At 54.1% G+C, this 17,189-nt stretch carries 15 protein-coding genes and 1 pseudogene; 8 read left to right on the top strand and 8 right to left on the bottom strand.

The annotated features are described in order from the left end of the window. Positions 1–12: 12 nt before the first annotated feature. Genes FU672_RS13430 through FU672_RS13440 form a run of 3 tightly spaced genes read left to right on the top strand, consistent with a single transcriptional unit; the run spans position 13 to position 2,316 of the window. On the top strand, positions 13–567 hold the full coding sequence (locus FU672_RS13430; RefSeq protein ID WP_148243740.1) for a fimbrial protein: 555 nt from the start codon (positions 13–15) through the stop codon (positions 565–567). Positions 568–590: 23 nt separating this feature from the next. Beyond that, a complete protein-coding gene (locus FU672_RS13435; protein ID WP_148243600.1) occupies positions 591–1,193 on the top strand; it encodes a fimbrial-like protein in 603 nt (200 codons plus the stop codon). Positions 1,194–1,215: 22 nt separating this feature from the next. Then, positions 1,216–2,316 (top strand): fimbrial protein, encoded by a 1,101-nt coding sequence (locus FU672_RS13440; RefSeq protein WP_187360811.1) that lies wholly within the window; start codon positions 1,216–1,218, stop codon positions 2,314–2,316. Between the two features lie 2 nt (positions 2,317–2,318). On the opposite strand, the gene FU672_RS13445 is transcribed toward FU672_RS13440, so the two are convergent. From FU672_RS13445 to FU672_RS13460, 4 genes are all read right to left on the bottom strand, one after another. Next, positions 2,319–3,566, bottom strand: a complete 1,248-nt coding sequence (locus FU672_RS13445; RefSeq protein ID WP_148243602.1) for a polysaccharide deacetylase family protein — start codon at positions 3,564–3,566, stop codon at positions 2,319–2,321. Positions 3,567–3,628: 62 nt separating this feature from the next. Continuing rightward, on the bottom strand, positions 3,629–4,069 hold the full coding sequence (locus FU672_RS13450) for a PTS sugar transporter subunit IIA (protein WP_148243603.1): 441 nt from the start codon (positions 4,067–4,069) through the stop codon (positions 3,629–3,631). A gap of 104 nt (positions 4,070–4,173) precedes the next feature. Continuing rightward, complete coding sequence (locus FU672_RS13455) at positions 4,174–4,944, bottom strand: ABC transporter permease (RefSeq protein WP_023334536.1); 771 nt, start codon at positions 4,942–4,944, stop codon at positions 4,174–4,176. Further along, a complete protein-coding gene (locus FU672_RS13460) occupies positions 4,941–5,867 on the bottom strand; it encodes an ABC transporter ATP-binding protein (protein ID WP_048974999.1) in 927 nt (308 codons plus the stop codon). Before FU672_RS13460 ends, FU672_RS13455 begins: the two co-directional genes overlap by 4 nt. Before the next feature lie 107 nt (positions 5,868–5,974). Between FU672_RS13460 and can the strand changes: the two genes are divergently transcribed. Next, positions 5,975–6,637: a carbonate dehydratase gene (can, locus tag FU672_RS13465; RefSeq protein WP_008501947.1), complete on the top strand. Its 663-nt coding sequence runs from the start codon at positions 5,975–5,977 to the stop codon at positions 6,635–6,637. Between the two features lie 100 nt (positions 6,638–6,737). Here the strand turns inward: can and hpt are convergent, their stop codons facing one another. Next, positions 6,738–7,274, bottom strand: a complete 537-nt coding sequence (gene hpt, locus FU672_RS13470) for a hypoxanthine phosphoribosyltransferase (protein WP_008501948.1) — start codon at positions 7,272–7,274, stop codon at positions 6,738–6,740. A gap of 208 nt (positions 7,275–7,482) precedes the next feature. On the opposite strand from hpt, the gene FU672_RS13475 reads away from it, so the two are divergent. Further along, on the top strand, positions 7,483–9,873 hold the full coding sequence (locus FU672_RS13475; protein ID WP_148243604.1) for a glucose/quinate/shikimate family membrane-bound PQQ-dependent dehydrogenase: 2,391 nt from the start codon (positions 7,483–7,485) through the stop codon (positions 9,871–9,873). 87 nt (positions 9,874–9,960) lie between these two features. Here the strand turns inward: FU672_RS13475 and cueO are convergent, their stop codons facing one another. Beyond that, positions 9,961–11,529 carry a multicopper oxidase CueO gene (gene cueO, locus FU672_RS13480; RefSeq protein ID WP_148243605.1) on the bottom strand — a complete coding sequence of 523 codons (1,569 nt, stop codon included), beginning with the start codon at positions 11,527–11,529 and terminating at the stop codon, positions 9,961–9,963. A 145-nt stretch (positions 11,530–11,674) separates the two neighbouring features. Here cueO and FU672_RS13485 point away from each other — a divergent pair, with 145 nt between their 5' ends. The 3 genes and pseudogenes from FU672_RS13485 to speD all read left to right on the top strand — a co-directional run bounded on the left by FU672_RS13485 (position 11,675) and on the right by speD (position 13,805). Next, positions 11,675–12,022 (top strand): YacC family pilotin-like protein, encoded by a 348-nt coding sequence (locus FU672_RS13485; protein ID WP_121425082.1) that lies wholly within the window; start codon positions 11,675–11,677, stop codon positions 12,020–12,022. A gap of 114 nt (positions 12,023–12,136) precedes the next feature. After that, positions 12,137–13,010, top strand: a pseudogene (gene speE / locus FU672_RS13490) (polyamine aminopropyltransferase). Continuing rightward, on the top strand, positions 13,011–13,805 hold the full coding sequence (speD, locus tag FU672_RS13495; RefSeq protein WP_023334531.1) for an adenosylmethionine decarboxylase: 795 nt from the start codon (positions 13,011–13,013) through the stop codon (positions 13,803–13,805). Positions 13,806–13,836: 31 nt separating this feature from the next. Here speD and yacL read toward each other — a convergent pair whose 3' ends face one another. After that, entirely contained in the window at positions 13,837–14,199 is a 363-nt protein-coding gene (gene yacL / locus FU672_RS13500) for a protein YacL (RefSeq protein ID WP_023310423.1), read from the bottom strand. 206 nt (positions 14,200–14,405) lie between these two features. Continuing rightward, positions 14,406–17,003 carry a bifunctional aconitate hydratase 2/2-methylisocitrate dehydratase gene (gene acnB, locus FU672_RS13505; RefSeq protein ID WP_148243606.1) on the bottom strand — a complete coding sequence of 866 codons (2,598 nt, stop codon included), beginning with the start codon at positions 17,001–17,003 and terminating at the stop codon, positions 14,406–14,408. Between the last annotated feature and the right edge of the window lie 186 nt (positions 17,004–17,189).

Genomic DNA, 17,189 nt, shown 5'->3' on the forward strand with positions numbered 1-17,189 from the left:
GCAACGATGAACATGAAATCGTCCACACTCATTGCTCTGGCAGTTTCTGCCGGTATTTTTACCGCCTCTGCCAGCGCAATTACCGGTACTACGAGCGTACAGGCAACGTTTACCTCTACGATTGAAGCTGGCACCTGTACTGCTCAGATCCAGAATGCTGGCGGTCAGCCGATCAGCACCCTGGCCTTCGGCGATGTCTTCAAATCTGACCTGGTTGCCAAAAGCCGCAGCGAGCCGTTCAAAATTGCTTTTAGCGGCTGCGCTGGGGTAAAAAACGCCAGCGTACAGGCCATTCCTGGCTCAGGTGGCGGTTGTTCCGGTACAAGTGCTAACGGTGATTCTTTTGCTGCTGGACATGCGACAGGATTCGAAGTATGGAAGGATACGGCAGAGTCCGGCACTTTATTAAGCTGCAGTACCAAACCCACGCAGAATATAGTGATTAGCAGTTCAACGACAATCGTTGATATGGCAGCCCGTATTGTCCTGGCAAAAGGGAAGAATATTGCTGATGTAACGCCCGGCGATGCAAGCGCACCAGTGACATTTGTCATCACCTACCAATAATAATCAGCAGGGGCAGAGTCGCCATGTCAAAAATTTCAAATAATAATGTCCTGAAGAGAACTCTGTTCTTGGCGGGACTTATCAGCTGGCACTGGTCTGCCCCATGTCTGTCCGCAGAGACAGGCATGGATATTACGTTCAATGCCAATATTGTAGAAAACACCTGCCAGATATCTGTTCCGGGCGACGGAAAAGTCCATCTTCCGACGGTAGGTAAAAACTGGTTTTATAATGGTGATGGTAGTTCACGCCTCCAGCCTACAGATGCCGCAGCCGGGACAGAATTTTCCGTCAGCGTAGAAAGTTGTTCTGCCAATAGCGATGTTAAGAAGCTGAATTTCAGCTTCCAGCCACAAAGCCAGCAATGGCCCACCAGCACGCGTCAGGTATTTATCAACGAAACGTCCCTGGCAGAAGGTGGTGCAGAAAACACGGGCGTAGTGATTTTTTCAAAGGACTTAAATACTAACGTCTTAAATACCGACGGTAGCTCCAGTGTATTGCTCGACACTGATCCAGTGAACTGGGCAAAGGACTATCAATTTTATGCTCGCCTACAAAATACGGGTCAGGTACAGGCAGGGAAAGTCACCAGCCGGGTCGTGGTAAATGCGACATATAACTAGAGTAAATAAGGAGAATATACTCATGATGAAACAAGGATGCTCGAAAATCATCGCACTGGCTAAGCTGCTCGCTGCAAGTTTATTGCTGATTCAAGGCCATGCATGGGCAGAGTGCGCAATGGGCGACCATGGCGAAGGCGGCACATCCACTATCGTCAACACGGCGGCCGGTGCACCTATATATTTTAAGACCGTCGACAGTTTAGGGCCCGGTGAATATATCGATATTGCCGGGCCGTTCACAGCTCAACTTTCGCCCGCGCTATGGTCGAACTGTAGTGCAGGCACCGATGGTGACCAGATGTCAAACATCACCTATGATGCTTTAGGTGATGGCAGGGAGGCACTTTGGCCAACGAACATTACGGGTATTTATTACGCCGTCCGTATCTACAGCGATACCTCAGAAGGATCTTATTTCCAGTATTCGAATGACGGATGGTCAGACCTTCCTGTACATAGTAGCGTGGCAAGCCATAACTGGGCAGCGCAAATTAAAATCGTTCAGTCCAACCAATTTATTGGTAACACCAATAATGTCACGAGACTGACGCCAGGTATGGATAAAAAAATCGGCGGCATGTCAATTGGTGGTCACACCAGTACCGATAACAAACCCTGGTGGTTTAATGTAACGATGTCGACCTTCAGTTTGCCTGTTGCCTCTTCGACCTGTCAGGCTGCAGTCGTTAATGGGGGCACAAACAATGTCGATTTTGGTGAAATCATGTTTTCCTCTATACGAGACAGTTTTTACCCACGTCAAACCTTCAATCTCCAGTTGAAAGGCTGCAATAACGTTGCGGCGATTAAATACAAAGTTAGCTCTAACAAAACAGACGGCACCTCAGGCGCGGATGTCCTGATGCTGAATATTTTAACGTCGAATGCTGCTGCAGGCGTTGGCGTGGCCATTGAGCAGCTATTTACGGCAAACCCGTCCGGCCATGGTGAACCTTTTATTAACGATCCCTCTTATATTTATGTACCTTTAGCTTATCAGGTTGGAACCAGCTCAAGTGTCGACCTCCCCTTTGAGGCCACAATGGGAAGAGACAATAATACCCCGCTCAAAGCAGGTAATTTCAAAGCCATCGCCACGTTTACGATTGATTATTTCTGATACTACCCCTGCGGCTGATTACTGATCAGCCGCGACATCGTCTCCAGCGAATCCGTTCTTAAAATATACAAACGTTTCAGCAAGAACGGATTATCCCCCGGCTTCACCTTCCCTTTCACTGTTGTCACCGCCAGATGGAAACCGGCATCATTTGCCGCTTTTATCGCTTTGCTGTCATAGCCGCCAAACGGATACGAAAGGTAAAGCACGCGCGGGTTGAACTGCGCCAGCGCCCGGCGTGATCGTTCAAAATCAAACAGGATCACGTGATAGCTGCGGCTCAGTAAAATCGGATGCTTATTGCCATCCACGCGGTGCAGGAAGTGGGTATGAGACTGGATATCGAATACATCCTGGATGCCCTTAATCTCCTGCACGCTCATGAACTGCAGCGATTTAGGGTCCCATTTCTGCGGATGGCCTTTTATGCGGGAAGAGATAATAAACGCGGTAGCCTTAAAGCCGTACTCTTTCAGTACAGGATACGCATAGCGGCTGACCGATTTGAGGCCATCGTCAAAGGTGATCACCACCGATTTCGCAGGCAGGTTCATTTTGTTACGCACGTACCCTTCCAGCTGATACATCGTCAGCGTGGTATAGCCCTGATCGCGTAGCCAGGCCATCTGGTTATTGAACGCACGTACGCTGGTCGTCGTGGACGTATGTCGAAAACGTGTGTTCTCTTCATCACGTAAAATATGATGGTAGGTCAGAATCGGAAGGCCGTTATCTTCCTGCGCATCCAGACTGCTGATCCACGCCAGACGGTTGCCGATGCGGATCTGATACCAGGTCTGGTTCAGACGATCTTTCAGTTTGTTCAGTATCGGATAGCGAAGATTAGCGCTTAATGTGCCGAACGGTGCGCTACCGCTGGAAGGTGCGTTATATACCGGCGTATCTTTCCAGGTAATGAGGTTCTGATTGCTCAGGGGTTTATTGAGATCCCCGAGGCTATCCTCGACGCGCTGTTTCCCCTGAACCGGCTCCAGGTGCCCCTTGTCGATAAACCCCGTACCAAAACCGAAGCGAAATTCGTAGTAGTCCGCCGCCGCGGGCACAACGGCCAGGATCTGCCCGGCACGCACGTTACCCACGTTGATCACGCTATTCCCCACCTGCGCCCAGATCGCCGCATCTTCGGTGGTTTGCATATACTGGGCAGGCAGAGTTTGCTGGCTAAGTAAACTGGCTGAGCTGACGCCGGAAGCGAGCATCAATAACAAGAAAAGAATACGCGGTAACATGGTGTCTTAATCGATGCGGGAAACTGCCGCTATTGTAACAAATGAGACATCAATACCAACGTTTAATTCTTATACAGGTCATGGAGCAGGACGAAAGGAGGATTTTTTTGCTGCTGATGCCACAGGCTGCTGACGCCCGGTAGGCCCTGCGCCACGATAGCATGGCGAAACTCAGTGCTGCTTAATAATTCACGCTGTGGATACATTAACGCCAGCAGGGCGAAGTTGATCCCCGAGATGACTTCACAGCACGCATGCTTATGGCTCAGCAAAGCGGCTGCCCGGTAAGGCGCCGCGCCCGATTTATCGGTCAAAAAAATCACGCCATCACCGGTATCCGTTTCATGCAGAGCATCGCACATCATGCGGCCAAGCATATTGGTGCTCAACCCGCGCCAGTAATTTACCGCCCGGCATTGCGCCAGCGGGCCAAATCTGGCTTCAAGTTTATCCAGCATGTCCTGCGCCTGTTCATCGTGGCAGGTGATAACCCATCCCAGCATAACTCTCTCCTTAGCAGGCAAGTAGTTTAGCGGAGTGAAGGTTGGCTTTCGGTGATAACTGTCAAAGAAAGTGCCCGGCAAACAGAACGTCGCCGGGCAGAAGGTTAGCTGCGCAGACCGCGTCCGCGTTGGATCAGATACCAGCACAGCAGGTAGAAGGCGATGATGAACACCACCAGCACCGCCACCGTGGTAAACAGCGGCACATCAGTGATACCGAGGAAGCCAAAGCGGAAGCCGCTGATCATGTAAACGATCGGGTTCAGGTGCGACAGCGCCTGCCAGAACGGCGGCAGCAGCGTCAGAGAGTAAAACACCCCACCCAGGTAGGTTAACGGCGTCAGCACGAAGGTCGGGATCAGGCTGATGTCGTCAAACGTTTTGGCGAACACGGCGTTCAGCAGACCGGCCAGCGAGAACAGGATCGCCGTCAGGAGCAGCGTCAGCGCGACAAACAGCCACGAGTGGACCTGGAACGGTACGAAGAAAAGCGAAATCGCCGTGACCAGAATCCCCACGCACAGCCCACGAGCCACACCACCGCCCACGTAGCCAGCGATAATGACGTGCGTCGGCACAGGCGCGACCAGTAACTCTTCAATATTGCGCTGGAACTTGGCGCTGAAGAACGACGAGGCCACGTTGGCATAGGCGTTGGTGATCACCGCCATCATAATCAGGCCCGGTACGATAAATTGCATATAGGTAAAACCGTGCATCTCACCAATCCGGGAACCGATCAGGTTACCGAAGATGATGAAATAGAGCGTCATGGTGATCACCGGCGGCACCAGGGTTTGCACCCAGATGCGCATAAAGCGGTTGATCTCTTTCGCCCAGATACTTTTCAGCGCGACCCAGTAAAGATGCGTCATGCCTTGTCTCCTTGCTTGTCATGTACCAGAGAGACAAACAGCTCTTCCAGTCGGTTCGCTTTGTTACGCATACTCAATACCTGAATGCCCTGCGCGCTCAGCTGTGAAAATACGCTGTTGATGCCCTGCTCGCGCAGCACTTCCACTTCCAGCGTTGAGGTATCCACCAGCCGGTAGTTGTACCCTTCCAGCTTCGGCAGCGCACTTTTCGCCGCCAGATCGAGGATGAAGGTTTCTGATTTCAGCTTGGAGAGCAGATTTTTCATCGAGGTGTTTTCCACCAGCTCGCCGTGCTGAATGATGCCGATGTTGCGGCACAGCATCTCCGCCTCTTCCAGATAGTGTGTGGTCAGAATGATAGTGGTGCCTTTATCATTCAGATCCTTCAGGAAGCCCCACATGGAACGACGCAGTTCGATATCCACACCTGCGGTGGGTTCATCAAGAATCAACAGTTTTGGCTCGTGCATCAGCGCGCGGGCAATCATCAGGCGGCGCTTCATCCCGCCGGATAACATCCGCGCACGTTCGTTACGTTTTTCCCACAGATCGAGCTGTTTCAGGTACTTTTCACTGCGTTCAAGGGCCTCTTTACGTTCAACGCCGTAATAACCCGCCTGGTTAACGACAATTTGCTGCACCGTCTCGAACGGGTTGAAGTTGAACTCCTGCGGTACCAGCCCCAGCTGGCGCTTGGCGTTCACCACATCTTTTTGCAGGTCGTACCCAAAGACGCTCACCCGGCCGGACGTTTTATTGACCAGCGAGCTGATAATCCCAATGGTGGTCGATTTCCCTGCTCCGTTCGGCCCCAGAAGCGCGTAAAAATCGCCGGCCTCTACTTTAAGATCTATTCCGCGTAGCGCCTGAACGCCACCCGAATAGGTTTTTTTAAGCTGCTCAAGCTCCAGTGCAATTGCCATGAAATTAACTTACCTTCAGTTCTTACACACGTTGTGTGGTTTCATTAAAAGTCGGGTTACCCTATAGTAGCGCAACGCAATAACTCGGTTACAGGTCGCTAACCTCCATGAACAACATAGATACACTCATCAGCAACAATGCACTATGGTCAAAAATGCTGGTGGAGGAAGACCCCGGATTTTTTGGAAAACTCGCGCAGGCTCAGAACCCACGCTTTCTCTGGATTGGATGTTCCGACAGCCGCGTACCGGCGGAGCGCCTGACCGGCCTTGAACCCGGCGAACTGTTTGTTCACCGTAATGTCGCCAATCTCGTGATTCACACCGATCTCAACTGTCTTTCTGTTGTTCAGTATGCCGTTGACGTTCTGCAAGTCGAGCACATCATCATTTGCGGCCATTATGGCTGCGGCGGCGTGCAGGCGGCGGTTGAAAACACGGAACTGGGGCTCATTGATAACTGGCTACTGCACATCCGCGATATCTGGTTCAAACATAGCTCACTGCTGGGCGAAATGCCGCAGGAACGTCGCATGGATACCCTTTGCGAACTCAACGTGATGGAGCAGGTATATAACCTGGGCCACTCAACGATCATGCAATCGGCGTGGAAACGCGGGCAGAAGGTCTCTATCCACGGCTGGGCGTACGGTATTCACGATGGTCTGCTGCGCAATCTGGAAGTCACCGCCACCAACCGCGAAACGCTGGAGCAGCGTTACCGTTCGGGGATTGCCAACCTTCAGCTTAAGCACGTCAATCATAAATAAGTGCCCGTTAAAAAGCCGGGTGGCGGCTGCGCCTTACCCGGCCTACGGTTTTCTCCCTCTCCCCGTGGGAGAGGGCCAGGGTGAGGGCATCAGCCCGCAATTACTCGTCCAGCAATACCACTTTCCCAACATACGGCAGATGACGATAACGCTGCGCGTAGTCAATGCCGTAACCGACGACGAATTCGTCCGGAATCGAGAAACCCACGAACTCTACCGGCACCTGCACTTCACGACGGTCAGGTTTATCCAGCAGCGTACAAATCGCCAGAGATTTTGGCTCGCGCAGGCTCAGGATCTCGCGCACTTTTGACAGCGTGTTGCCGGAGTCGATAATGTCTTCAACGATCAACACATCTTTGCCGCGAATATCTTCATCCAGATCTTTCAGGATTTTCACATCACGGGTTGTGGACATGCCGCTGCCGTAGCTGGAGGCGGTCATAAAATCGACCTCGTGGGGCACATGCACTTCACGGCACAGGTCTGCCATGAACATGAAAGAGCCACGCAACAGACCGACCAGCACCATTTCGCTGCCGCTGTCCTTGTAATGTTCGGTGATTTGACGACCCAGTTCGGCGATACGCGCTTTGATCTCGGCTTCCGGGATCATCACTTCAACAGTATGTTTCATATTACTAACCAAATGATTTTAATGAAAATCTCTCAATACGGATGAGTTAATATCCAGCATTGATACGCAAGCCAGCCATTATATCAGCAAATGGATAACCCTGGCGTATGAGTTATAAAAAGCAAATATTGTGATTCCGATCACACTTGTTAATACCTATAATTAGTTGCTAGCAAATTATTAACAAAAACTGACGAGTACACTTTCTATGGCTGAAACAAACTCTAAACAGCCGCGTCTACTGGTGACATTAACAGCCGCTTTCGCAGCCTTCTGCGCGCTGTATCTGTTAATCGGTGGCGTCTGGCTGGTCGCTTTAGGCGGCTCCTGGTACTACCCGATTGCGGGTCTGGTTATGGTTGCCGTAACCGTCCTGCTGTTGCGTAGAAAACAATCTGCACTGTGGCTGTATGCCGCACTCCTTCTTGCCACGATGATCTGGGGCGTCTGGGAAGTCGGTTTCGACTTCTGGGCACTGACGCCGCGCAGCGACATCCTGGTCTTCTTCGGTATCTGGCTGATCCTGCCGTTCGTCTGGCGCCGCCTGATTGTGCCATCCAGCGGTGCCGTTGCGGCGCTGGTGGTGGCCCTGTTAATCAGCGGCGGCATCCTGACCTGGGCTGGCTTTAACGACCCGCAGGAGATTAACGGTACGCTGAACGCAGAATCCACACCTGCGGCAGCTATCTCTCAGGTCGCTGACGGAGACTGGCCTGCGTATGGTCGTAATCAGGAAGGTCAACGTTACTCCCCGCTGAAGCAGATCAACGCGGACAACGTTAAGAACCTGAAAGAAGCCTGGGTATTCCGTACCGGCGATGTGAAAATGCCGAACGATCCGGGCGAGCTGACCAACGAAGTGACGCCAATTAAAGTCGGCAACATGCTCTACCTGTGCACGGCGCACCAGCGTCTGTTCGCGCTCGACGCGGCCACCGGTAAAGAGAAATGGCACTTCGATCCGCAGCTGAACTCCAACCCGTCCTTCCAGCATGTCACCTGCCGTGGCGTCTCTTACCACGAAGCGCGCGCCGAGAATGCGAGCCCGGAAGTGGTTGCCGACTGTCCTCGCCGCATCATGCTGCCGGTGAACGATGGCCGTCTGTTCGCCATCAATGCCGAGACGGGCAAGCTGTGTGAAACCTTTGCCAACAAAGGTATCCTGAACCTGCAGACCAACATGCCGGACACCACACCGGGTCTGTATGAGCCAACCTCACCGCCAATCATCACCGATAAAACCATCGTGATTGCCGGTTCGGTAACGGATAACTTCTCCACGCGTGAAACCTCCGGCGTAATCCGCGGCTTCGACGTGAATACCGGTAAACTGCTGTGGGCCTTCGACCCGGGCGCGAAAGATCCCAACGCGATCCCGTCGGATGAACACACCTTTACCTTTAACTCGCCAAACTCCTGGGCACCAGCGGCGTATGACGCGAAGCTGGACCTGGTCTACCTGCCGATGGGTGTGACCACACCAGATATCTGGGGCGGTAACCGCACGCCGGAGCAGGAGCGCTATGCGAGCGCTATCGTGGCGCTGAACGCGACCACCGGTAAGCTGGCGTGGAGCTACCAGACGGTTCACCACGATCTGTGGGATATGGATATGCCGTCCCAGCCGACGCTGGCGGACATTACCGTTGACGGCAAAACCGTGCCGGTGATTTACGCTCCGGCCAAGACGGGTAACATCTTCGTCCTGGATCGCAGTAACGGTAAGCTGGTTGTGCCTGCCCCGGAAAAACCGGTTCCACAGGGTGCAGCGAAAGGCGATTACGTCAGCAAAACCCAGCCGTTCTCTGACCTGAGCTTCCGTCCGAAGAAAGACCTCAGCGGTGCAGACATGTGGGGTGCCACCATGTTTGACCAGCTGGTGTGCCGCGTGATGTTCCACCAGCTGCGCTATGAAGGCATCTTCACACCGCCTTCTGAGCAGGGCACGCTGGTCTTCCCGGGTAACCTGGGGATGTTTGAGTGGGGCGGGATCTCCGTTGACCCGAACCGTCAGGTGGCGATCGCCAACCCAATGGCGCTGCCGTTCGTTTCCCGCCTGATCCCACGCGGTCCGGGCAACCCAATGGAGCAGCCGAAAGACGCGAAAGGCAGCGGTACCGAAGCCGGCATTCAGCCGCAGTACGGCGTACCGTTTGGCGTAACGCTGAACCCGTTCCTGTCTCCGTTTGGTCTGCCGTGTAAACAGCCTGCCTGGGGCTATATCTCCGGTCTGGATCTGAAAACCAACCAGATCGTATGGAAAAAACGTATTGGTACGCCACAGGACAGCATGCCGTTCCCGATGCCGGTTCCGGTGCCGTTCAATATGGGTATGCCGATGCTGGGTGGCCCAATTTCCACCGCCGGTAACGTGCTGTTCATCGCGGCAACCGCAGATAACTACCTGCGCGCGTACAACATGACCAACGGTGAAAAACTGTGGCAGGGCCGTCTGCCGGCAGGTGGACAGGCCACGCCGATGACCTATGAAGTGAATGGCAAGCAGTACGTTGTCATCTCAGCGGGCGGTCACGGTTCGTTTGGCACGAAGATGGGCGACTACATCGTCGCGTATGCGTTGCCTGACGAAAACAAGTAACTGAAAAGCCCGGTGGCGCTACCGCTTACCGGGCCTACAGGGTGCCCTATGTATGCCGGGTAAGGCGAAGCCGCCACCCGGCTTTTTTTATACGGTAAAGCCGAGCATCATCCCCGTATCCTCATGCTCCAGCAGGTGGCAGTGCGCCATATAGGCAAATTCCTTCGGCGCATCGTGGTCAAACTTCACCAGCACCTCGCTGACGCCGCCTTCCACTCTCACCGTATCTTTCCAGCCCGCGCGATGCGCGTCCGGCGCTTTGCCGTTCTCAGAAAGAATGCGGAACTGGGTGCCGTGGATGTGGAACGGGTGCAGCATCATGTCCCCTTCGCCTGAAATCACCCAACGCTCAAACTGACCCTTTGTCGCAGCAAACATCGGCATGTTCATGTCGAACGCTTTGCCGTTGATCATATTGGCGTTGTGGAAATCAAAGCCATGGTCGCCGTGATTCATGTTCCCCATACCGCCCATTTTGCCGTGGTCCATATTCATGTGGCCCATCATCTGCCCGTGTTGCATCCCCGCCATCGCCTTATCGCCATATTTCGCCATCAGCGCCTGCATGCCCATCATATCGAGCATCGGGTTCATGGAGAGCTGCAGCTTGCGCTGCGTAAGCCCATCAAGCGACGGGAGTGCTGGCAGAGTGGTTAACGTATCAGGCAGCGTGCCGGAAGCGGCCACCAGTAATGGCTGAATACGCAGCACCGGATGCGGCTTATCAAATGGCGCAACCGCCATTCCCATCTGGCTAACCGGCAGGGTTACGAGGTCAAACGCCTTGCCGTCGCTGATATCCACCAGCACCTCAAAGCGCTCGCCCATCAGCATCGGCAGCTCGCTCACTTTCACCGGCTCCGGCAGCAGGCCGCCGTCGCTGGCAACCACGTACAGCGGGCGTTTATCGCTGGCGGCGAAATTGAGCGAGCGTGCGTTACAGCCGTTGAGCAGTCGCAGGCGCAGCCAGCCTTTCGGTGCGGCATGCTGAGGGTAAATGGCGCCGTTGGTCAGCAACGTGTCGCCAAACCAGCCTACTGCCGCGCTCATCACGTCCAGCTGGTAGTCAATTTGCCCGTCAGCGTTGAATTTCTTGTCCTGCACAATCACCGGAACGTCGTCGATGCCCCACTGTTTCGGCAGGCGCAGCAGGCGGCTTTCGTCGTCTTCAATCAGCACCAGCCCCGCCAGCCCCATCGCCACCTGATGGCCCGTTTTGCCATGCTGATGCGGGTGGAACCAGCAGGTCGCCGCACGCTGGTCAGGCGTGAAGGTGACGCTGCGCGTACCGCCCGCTTTGATGACGCCCTGCGGCCCGCCGTCCACCTCGCCCGGCACTTCCAGCCCGTGCCAGTGCAGCGTCGTCTCTTCGGCGAGCGTGTTGTGGATATCCACCGTCACCGCTTTCCCTTTACGTAACTGGAGTGCCGGGCCGAGCAAATTACCGTTATAGCCCCATGTTGTGGCGTTGTGCCCGCCGAACGTCGTTTTACCGGCCTGAACAACAAGCTGGATACGGCTGCGGGCGTCAGCGGTCAGTAAGTCAGGGATGGGTAAGGCAGGCCTGTCAGCCGCGAAAACCGCGCGGCTCCAGAGTGGTAATGCGCTGGCAGCCCCCAGCGCAACGGAATATTTTAAAAAATCACGACGTTGCATGTTCATTTCCTTATTTCCAGCAGGCGATCTTTTGAGCATAAACCCTCCCCTTACCGGAAGGTCAAGTCAAGCGGCAATAATAAAGATCGTCGCACCGGCATCAAGTATGCTAACGTTAATTTTCCGTGAAGAAGTGGTAGAAGCAATGAAGATGTTTTTCAGGACAATTTTGTTCGGTAGCCTGATGGCAATGTGTGCGAACAGCTATGCGCTAAGTGAAAATGAAGCGGAAGATATGGCCGATTTAACGGCGGTTTTTGTATTCCTGAAAAATGATTGTGGCTACCAGAATTTACCCAACGGGCAAATTCGCCGCGCGCTGGTCTTTTTTGCCCAGCAGAACCAGTGGGATCTCAGCAACTACGACAGCTTCGACATGAAGGCGCTCGGCGAAGACAGCTACCGTGACTTGAGCGGTATTGGTATTCCCACTGCCAAAAAATGCAAAGCGCTGGCTCGTGATTCACTCAGCCTGCTCGCCTACGTGAAATAACCTTCCCGACGCCCCCTGTTGAACCTCTGGCCGTGCAACCACGGTTAGAGTTAGCTATCATGTTTCGCTCATTTTTTGTGAGTGTAACGGATGTTTACACAGGAGGAGTTCGCTATGGCCGACCACACGTTGTGGCATGAAACACTGCATGACCAGTTTGGTCAGTACTTTGCCGTTGATAACGTGCTCTATCATGAGAAAACCGATCACCAGGATCTGATCATCTTCGAGAATGCCGCCTTTGGCCGCGTCATGGCGCTGGACGGCGTCGTGCAAACGACCGAGCGAGCGAGATGAGTTTATCTATCATGAGATGATGACCCACGTCCCGCTGCTGGCGCACGGTCACGCGAAGCATGTCCTGATTATCGGCGGTGGCGACGGTGCAATGCTGCGTGAAGTCTCCCGCCATCGTTCCATTGAAACCATCACCATGGTGGAAATCGATGCGGGCGTCGTCTCTTTCTGCCGCCAGTACCTCCCCAACCACAATGCCGGTAGCTATGACGATCCGCGCTTTAGCCTGGTGATTGACGACGGCGTTAACTTTGTTAACCAAACCTCGCAGACCTTTGACGTTATTATCTCCGACTGCACCGACCCTATCGGCCCTGGCGCGTCGCTGTTTACCTCTTCCTTCTACGAAGGCTGCAAGCGCTGCCTGAACCCGGGCGGGATCTTCGTCGCACAGAATGGCGTCTGCTTCCTGCAGCAGGATGAAGCGCTCGACAGCCATCGTAAGCTCAGCACCTATTTCGATGATGTCAGCTTCTATCAGGCGGCCATTCCGACGTACTACGGCGGGATCATGACCTTTGCCTGGGCGACGGATAACGACGTGTTACGCCATCTCTCCACCGAAATTATTCAGGCCCGCTTCCATCAGGCCGGTCTTCAGTGCCGATACTACAATCCGGCAATTCATACCGCAGCGTTTGCTCTGCCGCAGTACCTGCAAGACGCATTATCCACTAAGGGGGTGAGCTAATTGAAAAAGCTTAAACTGCATGGCTTTAACAACCTGACGAAAAGCCTGAGTTTTTGTATTTACGATATCTGCTATGCCAAAACAGCGGAAGAACGCGATGGTTACATCGCCTATATCGACGAACTCTACAACGCCAACCGTCTGACCGAGATCCTGTCAGAAACCTGTTCCATTATCGGCGCAAACATCCTGAACATCGCCCGACAGGATTATGAACCCCAGGGCGCCAGCGTGACCATACTGGTCAGCGAAGAACCGGTCGACCCGAAGCTTATCGACAAAACTGAACATCCGGGCCCGCTGCCGGAAGTGGTGGTTGCTCACCTTGATAAAAGCCATATCTGCGTACATACCTACCCGGAGAGTCACCCGGAAGGTGGGCTGTGTACGTTCCGCGCCGATATCGAAGTGTCGACCTGCGGCGTGATTTCCCCGCTGAACGCGTTGAACTATTTAATCCACCAGCTGGAATCGGACATCGTCACCATTGATTATCGCGTGCGTGGTTTTACCCGTGATATCAACGGAATGAAGCACTTCATCGACCACGAGATCAATTCCATTCAGAACTTTATGTCCGACGACATGAAATCGTTGTACGACATGATGGACGTGAACGTATATCAGGAAAACATCTTCCATACCAAGATGTTACTGAAGGAATTCGACCTTAAGCACTACATGTTCCATACCAAACCGGAAGATCTTAGCGAAGAAGAGCGGAAGGCCATCACTGACCTGCTCTGGAAAGAGATGCGCGAGATCTACTACGGCCGTAATATTCCGGCCGTGTAAACGTAAACCGGAGCAGGGATGCTCCGGCCTGTTATTTCTGTTTCATGAAGTCACGGTATGCGTTCACTACCTGAAGGAAGTCTTCCACGCCGCACATCGACAGACTCTCTTCGTCGTAGTAGCTCATCCCCTCTTCCATCTCATCACCCGAAAACTCGAGCTGGTTGGCACGCACCATGACCTCTTCACCGTCCATCCACAGCGTGTATTCATGCCCGGCGCGCTGCCAGGAGCGCTCACTGCCTTTCACCGTATTTGCCGCCTGTTCAACCTCATCAAGAAGTGCAAGATTTTCTTTCACCTCTTCGTTAAACCAGTGTCCAACGGCTTCGTGGCCCATCGACATACGCACTTTCACCACTCCGGTGATGTCGCGCAGAAATTCGTAATCCATAGTGTTTTCCTCTGCAAAGCCATTAAGGTAATTATCGCAGCAGAGAGGAAGAAAAAAAGCGTGAGAGGTGGGAGGAATGAAAATAAAAAACCCACCGACGTTGCGATGGGTTTGTAGGCCCGGTAAGCGAAGCGCCACCGGGCAATGGGTCAGGTGCGGTCTGGTGCCCTCACCCCCAGCCCCTCTCCCACGGGAGAGGGTAGCATTTATACTGCCGTCTGGAAGATAACCCCGTCAGCCTTCTCGGTATACTGAGAGAGCTGGTCGAAGTTCAGATAGCGATAGGTGTCTACCGCCGTCTTATCAACCTGCGCCACAAAGGTCTGGTACTCTTCCGGCGTTGGCAGTTTGCCAATCAGCGCCGCAACCGCCGCCAGCTCGGCAGAGGCCAGGAAGACGTTTGCACCGGTACCTAAACGGTTCGGGAAGTTACGGGTAGAAGTGGAGACCACCGTCGCACCGTCGGCTACGCGCGCCTGGTTGCCCATACACAGGGAACAACCAGGGATTTCGATACGCGCACCGCTCTTACCAAACACGCTGTAGTAGCCCTCTTCGGTCAGCTGAGCCGCGTCCATACGGGTTGGCGGTGCCACCCACAGACGGGTTGGCAGCTGGCCTTTGTGGGTATCCAGCAGTTTACCGGCAGCACGGAAGTGACCGATGTTGGTCATACAGGATCCGATGAACACTTCGTCGATCTTCTCACCCTGAACCTCAGACAGCGGACGCGCGTCATCCGGATCGTTCGGTGCACAGAGGATTGGCTCTTTGATATCCGCCAGATCGATGTCGATCACCGCCGCGTAGTCTGCGTCAGCATCAGCTTCCAGCAGCTGCGGGTCGGCCAGCCATTTTTCCATGCCCTGGATACGACGCTCCAGCGTACGACGGTCGCCGTAGCCTTCTGCAATCATCCACTTCAGCAGCACGATGTTAGAGTTCAGATACTCAATAATCGGCTCTTTGTTCAGCTTGATGGTACAGCCCGCCGCTGAACGCTCAGCAGAGGCATCGGTCAGTTCGAACGCCTGTTCCACTTTCAGATCCGGCAGACCTTCAATTTCCAGGATACGGCCAGAGAAGATGTTTTTCTTCCCTTTCTTCTCAACGGTCAGCAGGCCTTGCTTAATCGCATACAGCGGGATCGCGTGAACCAGGTCACGCAGGGTGATACCCGGCTGCATTTTACCTTTGAAGCGCACCAGCACCGATTCCGGCATATCCAGCGGCATCACGCCAGTCGCAGCAGCAAACGCCACCAGACCGGAGCCCGCCGGGAAAGAGATACCGATTGGGAAACGGGTATGGGAGTCACCGCCGGTACCCACGGTATCCGGCAGCAGCATGCGGTTCAGCCACGAGTGGATTACGCCGTCACCCGGACGCAGGGAAACACCGCCACGGTTCATGATGAAGTCTGGCAGCGTGTGGTGCGTGGTCACGTCAACCGGCTTCGGATAGGCCGCCGTGTGGCAGAAGGACTGCATCACCAGGTCAGAAGAGAAGCCCAGGCACGCCAGGTCTTTCAGTTCGTCACGGGTCATTGGGCCAGTGGTGTCCTGAGAGCCCACGGAGGTCATTTTCGGCTCGCAGTACGCACCCGGACGAACGCCGGCTACGCCGCATGCGCGACCCACCATTTTCTGCGCCAGAGAGTAACCACGGTTGCTCTCCGCCACATCTTTCGCCTGACGGAATACGTCTGAGTGCGGCAGACCGAGCGCTTCACGTGCTTTGGTGGTCAGGCCACGGCCGATGATCAGCGGGATACGGCCACCGGCACGCACTTCGTCGATCAGCACGTCGGTTTTCAGCTCAAAGCTTGCCAGCAGTTCGTTGGTTTCGTGGTTACGCACTTCGCCTTTGAACGGATAGACGTCAATCACGTCGCCCATGTTCAGGTTGTTCACGTCAACTTCGATTGGCAGTGCGCCCGCATCTTCCATGGTGTTGAAGAAGATCGGCGCAATTTTGCCGCCCAGGACCAGGCCGCCGCCGCGTTTGTTCGGCACATGAGGGATGTCGTCACCCATGAACCACAGCACGGAGTTGGTGGCGGACTTACGGGAAGAACCGGTACCCACAACGTCACCCACGTAGGCCAGCGGGAAACCTTTCTCCTGCAGGGCTTCGATCTGTTTGATCGGGCCGACGCTGCCCGGCTGATCCGGCTCGATACCTTCACGGGCGTTTTTCAGCATCGCCAGGGCGTGCAGAGGGATATCCGGGCGAGACCACGCGTCCGGTGCCGGAGAGAGGTCATCGGTGTTGGTTTCACCGGTCACTTTAAAGACGGTAACGGTGATTTTTTCAGCCAGAGCAGGACGGTTCAGGAACCATTCGGCATCAGCCCAGGACTGCATCACCTGCTTCGCATAGACGTTGCCTGCTTTGGCTTTTTCTTCTACATCGTAGAAATTATCGAACATCAGCAGCGTGGAAGAGAGCGCTTTAGCGGCAATCGGTGCCAGCTTGTCGTTATCCAGCGCGTCAATCAGCGGATGAATGTTGTAACCACCCTGCATGGTGCCGAGCAGTTCAATGGCTTTTTCAGGAGTAACCAGTGGGGAGGTGGCTTCGCCTTTGGCGATAGCAGCAAGGAATCCGGCTTTTACGTAGGCAGCTTCATCTACGCCAGGCGGTACGCGGTTGATCAGCAGATCTAACAGGAATTCTTCTTCGCCCTTAGGCGGGTTCTTCAGCAGCTCGACGAGCGCGGCCATTTGGGTTGCATCTAAAGGTTTGGGTACAATTCCCTCGGCGGCACGTTCTGCTACGTGCTTACGGTATTCTTCTAGCACGACGGTTCTCCTCGCTCTCATTGTCATATGCGGCGGGCGTTCTCTTCACGCTCCTGTGAGACAGCAGTTTGTAGGGTAAATGCCCGATACCGCGTCGGGCAGCATAGCAGGATTTCTACACAGTGTTAATCCGTTTACAAAAAAGCAACATTAAAAAATTTGCTGAATCGTTAAGCATGGTGTAGC

The organism is Enterobacter asburiae (genome assembly GCF_008080435.1).
In the GTDB taxonomy this organism is placed as follows: domain Bacteria; phylum Pseudomonadota; class Gammaproteobacteria; order Enterobacterales; family Enterobacteriaceae; genus Enterobacter; species Enterobacter asburiae_C.

What these genes read in the sequence shown, in the direction of transcription:
- FU672_RS13430 (WP_148243740.1), top strand. Translation starts at nt 13, where the DNA reads ATGAAATCGTCCACACTCATTGCTCTGGCAGTTTCTGCCGGTATTTTT.
- FU672_RS13435 (WP_148243600.1), top strand. Translation starts at nt 591, where the DNA reads ATGTCAAAAATTTCAAATAATAATGTCCTGAAGAGAACTCTGTTCTTG.
- FU672_RS13440 (WP_187360811.1), top strand. Translation starts at nt 1,216, where the DNA reads ATGATGAAACAAGGATGCTCGAAAATCATCGCACTGGCTAAGCTGCTC.
- FU672_RS13445 (WP_148243602.1), bottom strand. Translation starts at nt 3,566, where the DNA reads ATGTTACCGCGTATTCTTTTCTTGTTATTGATGCTCGCTTCCGGCGTC.
- FU672_RS13450 (WP_148243603.1), bottom strand. Translation starts at nt 4,069, where the DNA reads ATGCTGGGATGGGTTATCACCTGCCACGATGAACAGGCGCAGGACATG.
- FU672_RS13455 (WP_023334536.1), bottom strand. Translation starts at nt 4,944, where the DNA reads ATGACGCATCTTTACTGGGTCGCGCTGAAAAGTATCTGGGCGAAAGAG.
- FU672_RS13460 (WP_048974999.1), bottom strand. Translation starts at nt 5,867, where the DNA reads ATGGCAATTGCACTGGAGCTTGAGCAGCTTAAAAAAACCTATTCGGGT.
- can (WP_008501947.1), top strand. Translation starts at nt 5,975, where the DNA reads ATGAACAACATAGATACACTCATCAGCAACAATGCACTATGGTCAAAA.
- hpt (WP_008501948.1), bottom strand. Translation starts at nt 7,274, where the DNA reads ATGAAACATACTGTTGAAGTGATGATCCCGGAAGCCGAGATCAAAGCG.
- FU672_RS13475 (WP_148243604.1), top strand. Translation starts at nt 7,483, where the DNA reads ATGGCTGAAACAAACTCTAAACAGCCGCGTCTACTGGTGACATTAACA.
- cueO (WP_148243605.1), bottom strand. Translation starts at nt 11,529, where the DNA reads ATGCAACGTCGTGATTTTTTAAAATATTCCGTTGCGCTGGGGGCTGCC.
- FU672_RS13485 (WP_121425082.1), top strand. Translation starts at nt 11,675, where the DNA reads ATGAAGATGTTTTTCAGGACAATTTTGTTCGGTAGCCTGATGGCAATG.
- yacL (WP_023310423.1), bottom strand. Translation starts at nt 14,199, where the DNA reads ATGGATTACGAATTTCTGCGCGACATCACCGGAGTGGTGAAAGTGCGT.